Raw genomic sequence first — 14,105 nt, forward strand, 5'->3', positions numbered from 1 at the left:
TCATCTTCCATAGGTCAATAAATTTAGACTATGGAATATACTAAAATGGGGTGTAAAATATTTAATTTCAAATCAAATATTTTACACCCCACCTGACAGGTCTAATGCGATTTTACCGTTGTACATTCCTCGTGTAGGCCTGAAAAGGGACTCAATCCATATTTTTCTTTTCTACCACCCAACCCTCTGATTTTGCCAAACCGGGAGTTTTTCCAGAAAAGAGCTTCCCAGCTTCTTGATCGCCTTTCAATTGCCACTTGTACCAAGCAGTCGCTACCCGGGCAAATTCTCCTCCGTAAGGTTGGCCATAGGTGCCGCCGTGGCCCACTTCGAGATTGCCGACAAAGACAGGCACATGGTTGATCCGTGCAAAATCATCCATCCCGTTGCCATAGGCTATATCCGACTTTCCACCCAAGAGGTAGAGCGTGGGAACTTTGATATCGTTCAACTTTTCTTTGGTGACTTGAGCCATACCAGGCATTCCTCCTCCGGGATTTCCTAATACCCCGCTGTTGAATACCCCGATGGTGGTAATTCTTGGGTCACCGGCCACTTCCAACGTTTGCAGTCCTCCGCATGACATGCCACTTACGGCTATTTTTTGGATATCTAGCTTTTGGAAATAGGGGCTATTCGGATCTGCATTTTGGGCGATGGCCCAGTCGATGGCATCGAGTAGTTTGTGAGATTTGGAGCGGATGTCTGTCTGTTTGGGCATAGTTCCAATTCCGATTACCAAGAAACCGTGCGACGCTACTTCATTCAAAAAATTAATATGCTCCCAGGGGGAATCAAAGCAGGCCCCATTGCCCCAGGCGATGACGGGGAGTTTGTCTTTGCCTCCAAACTTGGACAAATCCTGAGGTTGAAAAAGGGTATGCGTAGGCAAACTTGTAGCAGAAGTCATGATGGCAGGAAAGCTTCCTTGGCCTCCATTTTCGATGATCTCTGGTTTTGTGGGAGCTTGGAAGACCAGGTTTTCTGAGAAAAAGGGAAGCGCTTTGGTCTGAATCCGCTCAGCAATCCGGTTGAGGTGATCTCCTTCGTAGCTTTCGTGAAAATGGGTGATTTGGTAGGAATCCAAAACCTCGTGCATGGTTTTGGTAGCTTCACTGATTCCGCGATCCTGGAGTCCCGCGTCGATAGCGATGGCTTTGAGTTTTTTGAGATTGAGAATGTATTGGTCTACAAAGTTGAGGGTGCGGTTGGCGATGATTTTGTTGATCACGTCTTGTCGAGCTTCTCCATTTTTGGCAGGAAGATCCAGGTAAAGGGGAGGATTTTTGGGATTGGGAGCGAAAGCTGCCGAGGTCGCCAAGGCTGCAATTTCAAAAAAGGAAGTAGCTTGGAGTTGGTCGGGAGTAAGTGTCTCCAGCTTTTTCATCAATTCCGGATTGGTGGAGGCTCCTCCATCCATGCAGCAGGGGCTGAGGGCATAGATGGCGGAATAGACATCCGGATTTTTCATTCCCAGGCGCAAGGTACCATAGCCTCCCATGGAGTGCCCGGCAAGACCTCGACTTTCCTTGGTTGGAATGGTTAGGTAGTTGGCATCAACATGGCGGACAAGTTCTTGGGTGACGAAGGTTTCCCAGTCGCCGACCGTGACCGAACTCGCATACATGCTGCCTTTAAACTTATTATAAGCATTGGGCATGACCACAATCATTTCTTTGGAAAGTCCTTCAGCAAGGGATTGCTCGATCACGTCCTGCAGGTTGATCCAGTGCTTTTCCCAGCCAAACCATTGGGAGTCCGTGTCGGTAAACCCATGCAGCATGTACAGCACAGGGAAGCGTTTATCAGGATTGGTGGCGTAGGAGGGAGGAAGATAAACGGTCACATCACGATCTGCCGGATCTCCAATCAGATTTCCTTCGAGCGCTTTGCTGTGTACTTTGATCCGTTCTTTGGTGCCTTTTTGGGCAAAGGTGGTAAATGCTCCCAAGCCAATCAGGAGCGTAAATAGAAATAGTTTTTTCATAGGTTAATGGGTTAGGTTGGGTTAAAAGTAGGATTTATAGGGAGTTTGGCAAATCTTGGCCACAGATGCACAGATAGATTGAATTTTTTTCAACTTGAGGGAAAAAGCGCTCAATAAAATTTTGGAGGATCTTAAATGTCCTGATCTTTGAGAAAAATGAATATTTGGGGATTGTAATCCCCAAAAATACGTATTTTTGGGGATTATGATCTCTGATTATGCATATTCAACGAGAACTATTCAGGGTTTTGTCTCAAAAAATCGACTTTAAGAAGGTGATTTTACTCTTGGGACCGAGGCAAGTAGGAAAAACTACTTTAGTTAGAAGGCTGGCTGATAGCTTGGGGAAGCCTTTCTTGTACCTCAATGGGGATGATTTGACTACACAACAGGCACTTCAAAATGCGAACCTGTCATTTTTGAAAGCATATATCGGTTCCTTCCAAGTGTTGGTCGTGGATGAAGCCCAACGGATTCCTCAAATAGGGCTAACGCTCAAACTCATTGTCGATAATTTTGAGGGAATTCAGTGTCTTGTCACGGGTTCTTCTGCTTTGGAGTTGGCTAGTTCGGTATATGAACCACTTACCGGAAGAAAATGGGAGTATCGCTTATTTCCTCTCTCATGGTCCGAACTGGTACAAGGTATGGGAATGCCCTACTGCCTTTCAGCCTTGGAGAAGTTTTTGGTTTTTGGTACTTATCCGGAGGTGGTTACTCAAGAGGGAGCCGAAATTCCAATTCTGAATAATCTGGCTTCCAGTTATTTGTACAAGGATTTACTAAACTTTCAAGGGATTCGAAAACCTGAGCTTTTGGCCAAAATCCTTCAGGCATTGGCTTGGCAAGTTGGATCGGAGGTTAGTTTCAACGAACTCTCCCAGACTGTCCAAGCAGACAAAGCAACTGTCCAAAACTACATGGATTTATTGGAAAAGGCCTTTATCATCCAGCGAATCAATCCCTTTTCCAGAAATCTCCGCGGGGAAATCAGCACAAGCAGGAAAGTGTATTTTGTGGACAATGGGATTATGAATAGCATAACTGGAAATTTTGCCACGCTTGCTTCCCGCGCGGATGTGGGAGGGCTTTGGGAGAATTTCCTGATTGCCGAGCGAACCAAATTGCTCAACTATCATGGTTTTTATGGCAGGGTATACTTCTGGAGAAATGTCCGAGGACAAGAGATTGACTACATCGAGGAAATCGACGGAAAAATCTACCCGTTTGAGTTTAAGTGGAATCCAAAGGCCAAGGTGAAGTATCCCAAAATTTTTGAGGAGACTTACAGTCCCCAACCGCTGCAAATGATCCACAAGGACAACTTTTGGGAGTGGTTGGGTAAATATCCGTATTAACTATGGGTGGTTTTTTGGTTTTTTTTAGCCTGTTTGTCAAAGGCAATTCCTCAAAATCCGAACATTCTTTCTTGGGAAAAGGTATATACCTTTGGTAATACTTTTTAGAAGAATGAAATCGAGCCTGCCTGAGGCAGACAGGCATGACTCATAGCTTTTCAACCAATTTTGGTGTCAAGACATGCGAGATTCTCCCGATCCCAATAGCTATCGGGAAGGGACTGGCTATCTGACCTCTAAAAAACAATTTATCAGCAGATGAAAACACTTTCTTTAAAACTCAATGAATCTGTTTTTGAGGAAACAGAGGATATTCTCAAGGAAAAGGGAATTTCAAGAAATAGGTATATCAATGAAGCTTTGGATTTTTATAATCGCTATCATAAGCGAAAAAAATTGGCCAAGGCGTTTGCTAAAGCTTCGGCAATGGTCAGAGACTTTTCCATGGAAGTGAATGCGGAATTTGATCAGCTGATCGATGAAGAGGCAATATGAGAATTGGTTGGTTAATCTGAATCCTGCCCGAAGTACCGAACCCGGAAAAATCCGTCCTGCGGTTGTGATTCAGACCAATTTACTTAATCACTTGGATCATCCTTCCACCTTGATTTGCCCGATTACCACTCAACTTTCAGCTGAAGAAAATATTCTAAGAGTACGTTTAAACTCGGAAGGCACAGGATTGGAAAAAGGCTCAGAGATTTTGGTAGATCAAATCCGTGCTTTGGATAACCGCCGATTTTTGGAAAAGTTAGGAAAACTCAATACTGAAAAAGCTTTGGAGCTTAGGGAGAAATTGGGGGCGGTGATGGATTTTTGACCTAATTTACCAATTACAAATTGGTTGAAATATTAGGGTGGAATTGCAAATTCCACCCAGTCCAATGAACCTTTCTACTCCCAGACGGGGTTTGGCAAATCTTGGCCACAGATGCACAGATATTCATCTTTTTTATTCAGAGGTTAATCTCCTGATGATAAGAGTGAGTATTGATTTTTTTGAATTAATTCCGTGCCTAGGATAACCGCCGATTTTTGGAAAAGCTCGGAAAACTCAGTTTGGAAAAGGCCTTGGAGCTACGGGAAAAGTTGGGTACGGTGATGGATTATTAAGCATTTAGATTAAAAATTCTTATTGGATGGTATTGAAGAATATCAAAGAATGGTAAAATCATAGAATTCACTGTTTCAATTTTTTCGCCCCTGATTTCTGAATTTACCTTCCCGACCTCCGTTTTTCTTTTTGCTGAAATAGGCAGAAACTGACAATGAAATTCCTCCTAAAATGGGTCCATAAGCAAGTATAAACGAGTTTCCACTGGGAATAAAGCCCAAAAAAGTACCAAAGGTCACCAGTATTCCTATTCCTGTTAGCGTAAGTCCCAGTCCCATCAAGTTAAATCGGGTGGCGTTATTCAGTTTTTCAAAAGCTCTTTGTTGGAGTTCATTATCCAGAATTTTGATGATGGCTTTAATTTCCTCTTCAGGATAATCCTTTTCTTCCAGAGCTTTTCTCACATGAGAAAGATCGAAGTTCTTTTCATCGAGTTTTTTCAAATAAGGTTCGATGATGTCCGGTTTACTTCTCATAGGTCATTACATTAATAATGTTCCGGTAAGTTTACTGACAAAATGCATTTTTACTAAGCTCATGAAACATCCACTTTTAAGATCACAGGACAAGAATTGGAAGACAAACAATTTAGCAACCACTACCAAATACGAAAATTCAGAATAGAGCCTTTTTTTAGAGAAGTTACCTAGTCATGCGAAAACAGAAACCTCAAGGGATTGGATAGTCCGATAAACTTTTCCGAAAATCAAATTATCGAGACGATACGGCTTGTATTGGAAAGAGCCCCTACGAATCTGATATACCACTTTTCAGACTTTTATTCGGGAAATTTTCAAAAAACTTTATCTAGTCAGAGGGTCAGATTATTCTAATTGCAAAACCTAAAAAAGCTGTCCTAAATCGTAGGACAGCTTTTTGAAATTACTGGCAAGAAACCGTAGGATTGAATTTTTCAAAAATCCCACTGGGATTATTCTTCCAAATCCAAATATGCAATTGGTAGTTAGGGAAAGGAAGCGCGATGGCATTGTCGAAGTCAAACTCCCGGCTTCCAAAAAAGGGAGGCTCTTCGTTGGCCGCATCCCAAGTGGCTTTATCCAAGACGAACTCAACCCCAACTAATCTCATTTTTCCATTTTTCATGGGTTCGTAAAGTAATGCCTGTGGCATACTCGGATCATATTCCCCAAATATTCCCGGGAAATTTACATAGTGATACCCCATTTCTCCGAGCCCCGGAATTTCCACACAGTGAGAACCCATTTCAAATCCAGCATCTAAGGCCCATTGGAATTGATGAAATTGGCTGGTAGATTCCCTTAGCGCTGACAAAAGTCTTAACGTTTCGGGGTCCATTTTCAGGTTGGCGACGGGATTTTCATCCCAAGATTCCACATTCATTTCAGATTCTATTTCCTGATCCAATACAGGATCAATACCAGTATCAGGGATACAACTTACCATTGCCACACAAATGGCAATAATTAACAGTCCAAATGGACTTTTTCTGGTTAAGAGAAACATAGGCTTGGTTTTTAAAATGTGTAATTGAAACTAAAAAAACAGATAAACCACAGGGAGTGGTACCGATGCGATTGCATATTTCCAAGAAGGAATTTAAAGAAAAAATTCAATTTATGAAATTAATATTCATTTTTATGCATTTCGTTTTCAAATAAAAACCGTTTGTTTTTAAAAGGACGGAAGCTCTGAGGTTAAAATTAGTCTAGCTTCATTAGGCCGAACCAGCGAATTGGCTCTCCTGAAAATTCAAAATCTAATTCAAACTGAGCTGTTTTATTGTTATCAAAGCTTCTAGATTTTGGTAAATCATTTGTTTATAATTTGATTTTTAATGGTCAGACCTGCCTACCGCAGCCTGTCCAGATCTTTCATCGGGAGGATGTCCTAGATAATCATTCCCCTCCCAATCCGCGGCGGCGGACGGGATAAGTTGTGTGAGAAGGATTTTCTCATGGGTATTTCATATTCTAAAAAACTACTCAAAACAGCTGATTACTTCCTCGCCTTGAAATTTGATTATTGATCATTTCACCACTTACTACTTCCTTTTTACAACTTACCCTCCATACCTCCCAACTTCCCTGCCTCCCCATTTGCCATTCCCCCCCTGTAAAGGTATCTTTGCGGCCTAAACAAAAACCGTACACCGTGGCAAACAAAACCGTCAAAGTAGGTCTGGTCCAGCTCAGTTGCTCTGGGAATGTGGCCGACAACATGGAGAAAACCATCGCTGGCGTCCGCATTGCCGCCCAAAAAGGCGCGCAGGTCGTGGTCTTGCAGGAACTTTTTAGATCCCTTTACTTCTGCGATGTAGAGGATTACGAAAACTTCAAGCTTGCCGAAGCCATCCCCGGTCCCTCTACCGATACGCTCGGGGCCTTGGCCAAAGAACTTGGCGTAGTGATCGTGGCTTCCCTATTTGAAAAGCGGGCTGAAGGGCTTTATCACAACACCACGGCGGTCTTGGATGCGGACGGAACTTATCTCGGCAAGTACCGAAAAATGCATATTCCGGATGATCCGGGCTATTTTGAGAAGTTTTACTTCACTCCGGGCGACTTGGGTTACAAGGTTTTCCCTACCAAATTCGGAAAAATAGGCGTGCTCATTTGCTGGGATCAGTGGTATCCTGAGGCGGCTCGAATCACCGCTTTGAAAGGTGCTGACTTTTTGGTGTATCCCACTGCGATCGGCTGGGCCTTGCATCAGGATGAGCAGACCAATGAGGATCAATACAATGCCTGGCAGACGATTCAGCGTTCACACTCGGTAGCTAATGGACTTCCAGTTGTCTCCGTCAACCGGACAGGCATCGAAGGTCCGATGCAATTTTGGGGAGGTTCGTTTGTGTCCAACGCCTTTGGCCGGGTAACCTATAAAGCCCCTCATTTGGAAGAAGAAATCCACGTGGAGGAATTGGATTTGACGGGTTCCGACCGATATAGAACGCACTGGCCTTTTCTCAGAGACCGACGCATCGACTCGTACGCTCCGATCACCAAGCGTTACCTTGACGAAGAATAAGCCATGAAGAATTTGTTTGAATTGGCTAAAACCGGGGTGGTGACTCCGGCTGAGTTGGGGTATTACTTTCCGGCTGAATTTGCCCCACAGGAATCCATGTGGCTGAGTTGGCCACATAAGGAAGCGAGCTGGCCGGGTAAGATCGAGACGATTTTTGCGCCGTATTCCCAGTTTATAAAAGAAGTTGCCAAAGGTCAGAAGGTCAATATTAATGTGGCTGATGAGGCCATGAAGGCCTTTGCTTTGGCACATTTGGAAAAGGCTGGAGCAGACTTGAGTAAGATTGCTTTCCATTTTTTCCCAACCAATGATGCTTGGTGCCGGGATCATGGACCCGCCTTCCTGATCAATCCCAATGCGGAAATCAAGAAAGTGCTGGTCAAGTGGAACTACAACGCCTGGGGTGAAAAATACCCGCCACACGACCTGGATAATCAGATTCCGATTCAAATTGCGGAGCACTTGGGAATTCCCTATTTCAAACCCGGAATCGTCATGGAAGGCGGTTCGGTCGAGTTCAATGGAAAAGGAACGCTCTTGACATCAACCGCTTGTCTGCTGAATGAGAACCGTAATCCTCACCTCAACCAAGCCCAAATCGAAAAGTACCTCTGTGATTACTATGGGGTGAAGCATATCCTTTGGGTAGGAGATGGCATCATCGGAGACGACACGGACGGGCATATTGATGACATCACCCGATTTGTGAATGAAGATACCGTGGTGACCGTAGTGGAGGAAAACAAAGCCGATGAAAACCACGAGATTCTGGCCGAAAATCTTGAAATGCTTAAGAAAATGCGCCTGGAAAACGGTAAGCAACTCAATATTGTGGAGCTTCCAATGCCAAGTCCTGTCATTTGGGAAGATCAGCGACTTCCTGCTTCCTATGCCAATTTCTATATCGCTAATGAGGTAGTGGTGGTACCGACTTTCCGGGATAAAAATGACCAAAAAGCACTCGATATCCTGAGTGATTGCTTCCCTGGCAGGCGGGTGATCGGAATCGACAGCACGGATATTATCTGGGGTTTGGGTTCGTTTCATTGTCTGAGTCAGCAGGAACCGCTAGTCTAACGTCATTGCAAGGGGCTAATCGGAAGTTAAAACCTTAGCAGAAGGTAATGGCCACGAAGCAATCTTCATAAAGGGAAAAAATATTGAAAGACTGCTTCGTCGTGCTTCCTCGCAGTGACGTCCCTACTCAAAACTCACCACCCTGCCATCCTCCATCTCAATGGTTCGGTCGGTGCCCGCGGCGAATTCAGGGTCGTGGGTCACGATCAGCATCGTCTGACCAAAGTCCTGGGCCAGCTCTTTGAATTTGGCGTAAACGATGTCCGAATTTTTCTTATCCAGATTGCCCGTGGGCTCGTCTCCCATGATCAACAAAGGATCATTGATCAATGCTCTAGCGATAGCAACCCGCTGTTTTTGCCCCCCGGAAAGTTGGTTGGCTTTCTTCAGTGCATGATCCTGCATGTCAAATATCCGAAGCTTCTCCATTGCCCGGTGCTCAATCTCTTCTCTGGTATATTTCCCAAGTTTTAAGGCCGGGATCATCACATTCTCCAAGGTTGAAAACTCATGGAGCAGGTAGTGAAACTGAAACACAAACCCGATTTTCTCATTTCTAATCCGAGAAAGGTATTCTGAGGATTTGCCGGTGATAAGCTCTCCGTCCAAAATCAGTTCACCTTTGTAATCTGTATCCATGGTGGAAAGGATGTAAAGCAAGGTGGATTTACCACAACCGGACTTTCCCATCACTGATACAAATTCTCCCCGATCGATCTGGAAGCTTACCTTTTTCAAAACCTGGGTTGTCGTGGCATTGAAGAAGAATTTATCGATATTTTTTGCCTCAAGTACAGACATTTTCCACTTATTTGCCCCGAATGATTTCTACCGGATCCACCCCTGAAGCTTTTCGAGCCGGGAAATATCCAGCGAGGTAAGTCGTGATCAGACTAAAAGTGCCTCCGATAATATAATATTTGGGATTGTAGTCTACGGGGAAGGTTTTGATTGTGGGCAAGGCCTGGGTTTCAAATGGGACCTGATCAATGGCAAGTCCTGCCAAGTACCCAAAAATCAACCCTGCAACACCACCAACCAAGCCAATGCTCAATGCGATGGTAATAAATACCCGATTGACATCCTGCGGGCTGAATCCGATTGCTTTGAGAATGGCAATGGTGTCCAGCTTTTCGTAGATCATCATGTTCAGGATATTGTAAATCCCAAATCCAGAAACCACCAAAAGTGTAATGCCCACTGCATAGCTGATCAGATTTCGGATTTGTGTTCCGGTTTCAAATTGAGCATTGACCGTTTGAATATCATCCGCATCTATTTCAAAAACTTCTTCCAGCTCTCTCGCCATGGGAGGGGCAAGGTTGAAATCGTGCAATTTGACCTGAATATCAGTGAGGTAGGAGGGGGGCTCTCCAAGCATTTTTTGAACCGTGGAAAGTGAGGCATAGCTGTTTACATTGTCAAAATCCCCCAATCCACTTTGGTAATAGCCTACCACCTTGAGCTGCATCCGATTACCTTGTGCGGTGGTCACTTGGATTACATCCCCGATGGAGGCCAACATCCGGTCGGCTGCCCCTTTACCCAAAATGATGGTATTGATTTGATTGAGATCCCCATAATTCCCCTCCGTCACATAATCGGTAAACGCAAACAATTGAGCTTCTTTTTCCACGTCTATCCCATTGACCAATCCGGTGAGATCAATGGTGCCAACATTGAAAAATACCTGAGTGGAGATTTTTGGGCTGACTCCAAGGACTCGGGGATCAGATTCCAGGGTTTGGATGATGGATGCACTGTTGTAAATCGAAAGCCTGCTGGTGCTCGGCTTGATCGACCGGATAATATTGACTCCTCCGGAAAATTCCCTGCTTTGATCAATCGGCTGATTGGGATTGGGTTTGATCTCATTGTAGAGCCGGATATGGGGAGTTCGATTTAGAATCAATCCATCCAATAGCCCATTGAGCCCATTCATAAAGCCCAACAAGGCCACAAACATGGTGATGCTAAACATCACGCCAACCGCAGCAATCAAGGTTTGCTTGATCCGTGCCAGCATCAATGCGCGGGCTATTTCCAATATCAGTGACCAATTCATCTAATAGGTTGGATAAGCCCGGTTTGTTCATCTATTCCTTCCAATATCTCCACCACTTGATAGGTTTTTAGACCTACTTTTACCTCCAGCGTATCATGAGTCGCGGTGATGACTTTGTTATCCAAAAACAACAGGCTTCTCGGAATCACCAAACTTTGTTCCCGGACCATGGTAATGATGTTGGCCTCCAAGCTCAGGTTGGGAAATAATCTTGGAGGAGATTTGCTGAACTGTGCTTCTACCGTAAAGGTCTTGGTCTTGGAGTCCATGATCGGATGGATTTTTGTGACCTCAGCCTCAAAAACCTCCCCTTTGAAACTGTCCATGGAAACCAGTACTTTTTGACCAAGCTCCACCTTGACGATATCAAATTCATCTACCTGGAGCTCCAGAACAAATTCCCCCGTTTTCCCAAGAATAGCCAGTGGAGTCTGAGGGCTGACCATTTCTCCCTTTTCCTTTAAAATTGCGAATACGATTCCGTCTAGTTTACTTTTTAGCAGGTACTCGCTTTCCATTACCTGGCTGATTTCCAGATTTTTGCCTGCGTTTTTGGTATTGAACTCGATTTCCCTTTTCAGTTCATCGAGTCGGAGTTGAGCAGATAGGAAGCCTGTTTTGGAATTCTCATACCTGAGTTGGCGCTGTTCCAGTTCCACCGCAGACCCAATCCCTTTGGACCAAAGGTTTTTTTGCCTTAGTAATAGAAGGGAATCATTTTGATGGGTGCTTTTTGCCAATTGCAGCGCCAGTGTCAATTCTCTGAGCCGATTTTGATTGGCTTGCTGATCCGCATAGGAGCGGGCAATTTGAGCATTTTCCCTTCTGAGCTTTTCTGCTTCATTGTAAATCTGGAGTAAAGGAGTACCCACTTTGACGGTGTCCCCTTCTGTAACAAATATTTCCTGAATCGGACCATTGGCCAGGGTGAAAGCTTCATATTGATCCCTTGCTCTCACTAAACCTGAGGCATACACGGATTCCGAAATCGTCTGTCTTTTGGGATAGGTAATGGCGGTATCCCCCGAACCGCATGAAGATACAGCCATCACGGCCCCTAATGCCAAACAGAATTTAATCCAAACCGGGAGATGAACTGGATTTTTCATTGTCTTGTGGGGTTCAATACCTAAAGTAAGAAAACTTGCAGCGTAAATTTCCTGAGAAAAATCAGTCAGGTCACCTGATTTTAGGTTGGCCTGCTTACTCCAGCGTCTGATAGATCATTTGCCTAAACTTATTTTCATAATACGAGCTAAATGGATTGACTTGAGTCATAAAGATGGCGACCATGTTTTCTTTGGGATCTATGAAAAAATAGGTACAATAGGCCCCACTCCAGTAAAATGCGCCCTCTGAACCCGTGGCCTTGGTCGCGGCCAAGTCATCCACTACTGCAAACCCCAATCCGAATCCCTTGCCGGGATCTTGAAATAATTCCCCAGACTGATTGATCCGCATGATCTCGATGGTTTTGGGACTGAGGTAACGGCGACCATTCCATTCGCCTCCATTTAAGAGCATCCTCGCAAAAAGCGAATAATCCTGAACTGTGGAAAAAAGGCCATGAGTACCTCCATAGACTGTATTTCCCGAAGTTGGGGTTTGCCTTTGGGATTTGACCAAGACCCCTTCTTCATTGAAATTATGCAATTGAACCATCCGGGTTTTTTGAGCTTCATTCAAATTATACCCTGTGTCTTTCATTCCAAGGGGGTCAAAAAGTCTGGTTTTCAAAAACTCGGCAGGGTTCATACCGGTAATGACCTCGATCAATCGAGCCAAAATATCGGGTGAAGCAGAATAGTTCCATTTTTCTCCCGGATGACTGGCAAGGGGCAGCGAAGCGAGTGCTTTGACTCTTTCCTCAATGGTTTTGGGCCCTGATAGGTAGATTGCTCTAGCCACCTCTTCATCAAGCTTGGTGCCTCCGATACCATGAACAAATCCTGCCGTATGGCTCAATATCTGGGCAATGGTGATGGGAGATTTGGCTGGTTCGGTGCCTCCGGAAGAGCCTTTCGCAGGATCAAGGATTACATTCATTTCCTTGAACTCGGGTAGAAACTTCGAGATCGGATCTGTTAGAAAAAAGTGCCCTTCTTCATATAGCATCATAAATGCCGTGCTGATGATGGGTTTGGTCATAGACTGGATAAAAAAGATCTGATCGGTCCGCATAGGTGTCTTGGATGATAGGTCACTGAAGCCCAAGGCAGATTCGTGGGCTTTTTCTCCATTTCGGTAGAGTAGCGTCACCACTCCGGGCAGGCGTCCTGCGTCGATTTCTTTTTGGAAATAGGAATCATAGCGCTGCAAGCGTTCAGGCGAGACCTTGGCCTGGCCAAAAGTGGAAGCGATGACCAAAAGGGTAAACAGACTGCTGAGTAGGAATTTTGGGTTGCGCATAGGTACAGGTTGATTTTGTTTCAAGATAGTTTTTATCCAAATCAAATTTCTATTTTCAACCGATCAATCTATATCCATGAAGCACCTCGAGACCTCCTACCAGACCCATGACGGACTCAAACTCTACCTTCAGGCATGGCTGCCCGATGAGCCGAAAGCAGGGCTTTTACTGATTCATGGTTTGGGTGAGCATAGCGGGCGATATTCCGCCTTGGTAGAAAAGCTTGTAGCCGAGGGGATCGCAGTCTTCACTTTCGATGGGCGGGGTCATGGCAGGTCGGTGGAGGGAGGGCCTGATGCCTACTTTTCCTCCTATCGGGACTACCTGGAGGATATCGATGCGCTATATGGAAAAGTGCGTGCCTACCTGCCGGGTCTTCCTACTTTTCTCTATGGGCACAGCATGGGAGGAGGAATGGCTGCCGCCTATGTGATCAAGTATCAACCCAATGCAGCAGGGGTAATCCTTAGCTCTCCGGCAATCAAAGAGGCAGAAGGTACTTCCAAACTCCTGATTGCAGTGTCAGGAATGCTCAGCAAATGGCTGCCCCGACTGAAAGCCCTCAAACTCGACCCATCGCGGATTTCGAGAATTCCCGAGGAGGTGCATTCCTACCTTTCCGACCCACTCAACTATACCCAAGCCATTCCTGCCCGTACAGCCCATGAAGTATATCAGATGATGCAGATAATCCAAGCCGAGGCAGCCTCTTTTGAACTGCCGGTTCTGCTCCTACATGGTACGGATGATGGGCTGACCAATCCCAAAGGCTCGGAGCTCTTTGTCCAAAAAGTACAAAGCGAGGACAAGAACCTGCGGCTATTTCCTGGCGGATATCATGAACTGATTCATGACCACGACCGGGAGGAACTCATCCAAACAGTGGTGGATTGGGTGAAAGAGAGGGGGTGAGGGGACATTACCAAAAGTTGGCATGAAGGGATTTGGCTGGAATCCGAGGCATGGACAGGAGACTGTATCCTATTTTACCATTCCCAAATAAAATGCTGTTAGTCTTCGTACGAATTTAGAGAATCAAGCATCATCCCTATCAGGATTGCTCGGTCCTTTTAGATTGTTTGAGC

General features: G+C 45.0%; 13 protein-coding genes. 6 read left to right on the forward strand and 7 right to left on the reverse strand.

Going from position 1 to position 14,105, the window contains the following annotated elements; translation table 11 throughout:
• Positions 1-151: 151 nt before the first annotated feature.
• Positions 152-1,987 carry an alpha/beta hydrolase-fold protein gene (locus CLV31_RS12780; protein WP_111393291.1) on the reverse strand — a complete coding sequence of 612 codons (1,836 nt, stop codon included), beginning with the start codon at positions 1,985-1,987 and terminating at the stop codon, positions 152-154.
• 218 nt (positions 1,988-2,205) lie between these two features.
• Between CLV31_RS12780 and CLV31_RS12785 the strand changes: the two genes are divergently transcribed.
• From CLV31_RS12785 to CLV31_RS12795, 3 genes are all read left to right on the forward strand, one after another.
• Positions 2,206-3,345: an ATP-binding protein gene (locus tag CLV31_RS12785; RefSeq protein ID WP_111393292.1), complete on the forward strand. Its 1,140-nt coding sequence runs from the start codon at positions 2,206-2,208 to the stop codon at positions 3,343-3,345.
• 258 nt (positions 3,346-3,603) lie between these two features.
• Complete coding sequence (locus CLV31_RS12790; protein WP_111393293.1) at positions 3,604-3,840, forward strand: hypothetical protein; 237 nt, start codon at positions 3,604-3,606, stop codon at positions 3,838-3,840.
• The gene (locus CLV31_RS12795; protein ID WP_111393294.1) at positions 3,824-4,165 is read left to right on the forward strand and encodes a type II toxin-antitoxin system PemK/MazF family toxin; all 342 of its coding nucleotides are present in this window, start codon (positions 3,824-3,826) and stop codon (positions 4,163-4,165) included. The genes CLV31_RS12790 and CLV31_RS12795 overlap by 17 nt, the downstream gene beginning before the upstream one ends.
• Before the next feature lie 368 nt (positions 4,166-4,533).
• On the opposite strand, the gene CLV31_RS12800 is transcribed toward CLV31_RS12795, so the two are convergent.
• A complete protein-coding gene (locus CLV31_RS12800) occupies positions 4,534-4,935 on the reverse strand; it encodes a hypothetical protein (RefSeq protein WP_111393295.1) in 402 nt (133 codons plus the stop codon).
• Between the two features lie 406 nt (positions 4,936-5,341).
• Complete coding sequence (locus CLV31_RS12805; protein WP_111393296.1) at positions 5,342-5,944, reverse strand: hypothetical protein; 603 nt, start codon at positions 5,942-5,944, stop codon at positions 5,342-5,344.
• Positions 5,945-6,592: 648 nt separating this feature from the next.
• Here CLV31_RS12805 and CLV31_RS12815 point away from each other — a divergent pair.
• Entirely contained in the window at positions 6,593-7,468 is an 876-nt protein-coding gene (locus CLV31_RS12815; protein ID WP_111393298.1) for a carbon-nitrogen hydrolase, read from the forward strand.
• A gap of 3 nt (positions 7,469-7,471) precedes the next feature.
• The gene (locus CLV31_RS12820) at positions 7,472-8,545 is read left to right on the forward strand and encodes an agmatine deiminase family protein (protein WP_111393299.1); all 1,074 of its coding nucleotides are present in this window, start codon (positions 7,472-7,474) and stop codon (positions 8,543-8,545) included.
• A gap of 123 nt (positions 8,546-8,668) precedes the next feature.
• Here the strand turns inward: CLV31_RS12820 and CLV31_RS12825 are convergent, their stop codons facing one another.
• The 4 genes from CLV31_RS12825 to CLV31_RS12840 all read right to left on the reverse strand — a co-directional run bounded on the left by CLV31_RS12825 (position 8,669) and on the right by CLV31_RS12840 (position 13,019).
• On the reverse strand, positions 8,669-9,346 hold the full coding sequence (locus CLV31_RS12825; protein WP_111393300.1) for an ABC transporter ATP-binding protein: 678 nt from the start codon (positions 9,344-9,346) through the stop codon (positions 8,669-8,671).
• 7 nt (positions 9,347-9,353) lie between these two features.
• Positions 9,354-10,610 carry an ABC transporter permease gene (locus CLV31_RS12830; RefSeq protein WP_111393301.1) on the reverse strand — a complete coding sequence of 419 codons (1,257 nt, stop codon included), beginning with the start codon at positions 10,608-10,610 and terminating at the stop codon, positions 9,354-9,356.
• Positions 10,607-11,719 (reverse strand): efflux RND transporter periplasmic adaptor subunit, encoded by a 1,113-nt coding sequence (locus CLV31_RS12835; protein ID WP_111393302.1) that lies wholly within the window; start codon positions 11,717-11,719, stop codon positions 10,607-10,609. The genes CLV31_RS12830 and CLV31_RS12835 overlap by 4 nt, the downstream gene beginning before the upstream one ends.
• A gap of 94 nt (positions 11,720-11,813) precedes the next feature.
• Entirely contained in the window at positions 11,814-13,019 is a 1,206-nt protein-coding gene (locus tag CLV31_RS12840) for a serine hydrolase domain-containing protein (protein ID WP_111393303.1), read from the reverse strand.
• Positions 13,020-13,095: 76 nt separating this feature from the next.
• Between CLV31_RS12840 and CLV31_RS12845 the strand changes: the two genes are divergently transcribed.
• Entirely contained in the window at positions 13,096-13,932 is an 837-nt protein-coding gene (locus tag CLV31_RS12845) for an alpha/beta hydrolase (protein WP_111393304.1), read from the forward strand.
• Positions 13,933-14,105: the final 173 nt, after the last annotated feature.

The organism is Algoriphagus aquaeductus (assembly GCF_003253485.1).
GTDB classification, from domain to species: Bacteria; Bacteroidota; Bacteroidia; order Cytophagales; family Cyclobacteriaceae; genus Algoriphagus; species Algoriphagus aquaeductus.

Excerpts from the sequence above, each read along its gene's own strand:
- CLV31_RS12825 (WP_111393300.1), bottom strand. The coding sequence starts at position 9,346 with ATGTCTGTACTTGAGGCAAAAAATATCGATAAATTCTTCTTCAATGCC.
- CLV31_RS12785 (WP_111393292.1), top strand. The coding sequence starts at position 2,206 with ATGCATATTCAACGAGAACTATTCAGGGTTTTGTCTCAAAAAATCGAC.
- CLV31_RS12845 (WP_111393304.1), top strand. The coding sequence starts at position 13,096 with ATGAAGCACCTCGAGACCTCCTACCAGACCCATGACGGACTCAAACTC.
- CLV31_RS12840 (WP_111393303.1), bottom strand. The coding sequence starts at position 13,019 with ATGCGCAACCCAAAATTCCTACTCAGCAGTCTGTTTACCCTTTTGGTC.
- CLV31_RS12790 (WP_111393293.1), top strand. The coding sequence starts at position 3,604 with ATGAAAACACTTTCTTTAAAACTCAATGAATCTGTTTTTGAGGAAACA.
- CLV31_RS12830 (WP_111393301.1), bottom strand. The coding sequence starts at position 10,610 with ATGAATTGGTCACTGATATTGGAAATAGCCCGCGCATTGATGCTGGCA.
- CLV31_RS12820 (WP_111393299.1), top strand. The coding sequence starts at position 7,472 with ATGAAGAATTTGTTTGAATTGGCTAAAACCGGGGTGGTGACTCCGGCT.
- CLV31_RS12835 (WP_111393302.1), bottom strand. The coding sequence starts at position 11,719 with ATGAAAAATCCAGTTCATCTCCCGGTTTGGATTAAATTCTGTTTGGCA.
- CLV31_RS12795 (WP_111393294.1), top strand. The coding sequence starts at position 3,824 with ATGAAGAGGCAATATGAGAATTGGTTGGTTAATCTGAATCCTGCCCGA.
- CLV31_RS12800 (WP_111393295.1), bottom strand. The coding sequence starts at position 4,935 with ATGAGAAGTAAACCGGACATCATCGAACCTTATTTGAAAAAACTCGAT.
- CLV31_RS12805 (WP_111393296.1), bottom strand. The coding sequence starts at position 5,944 with ATGTTTCTCTTAACCAGAAAAAGTCCATTTGGACTGTTAATTATTGCC.
- CLV31_RS12780 (WP_111393291.1), bottom strand. The coding sequence starts at position 1,987 with ATGAAAAAACTATTTCTATTTACGCTCCTGATTGGCTTGGGAGCATTT.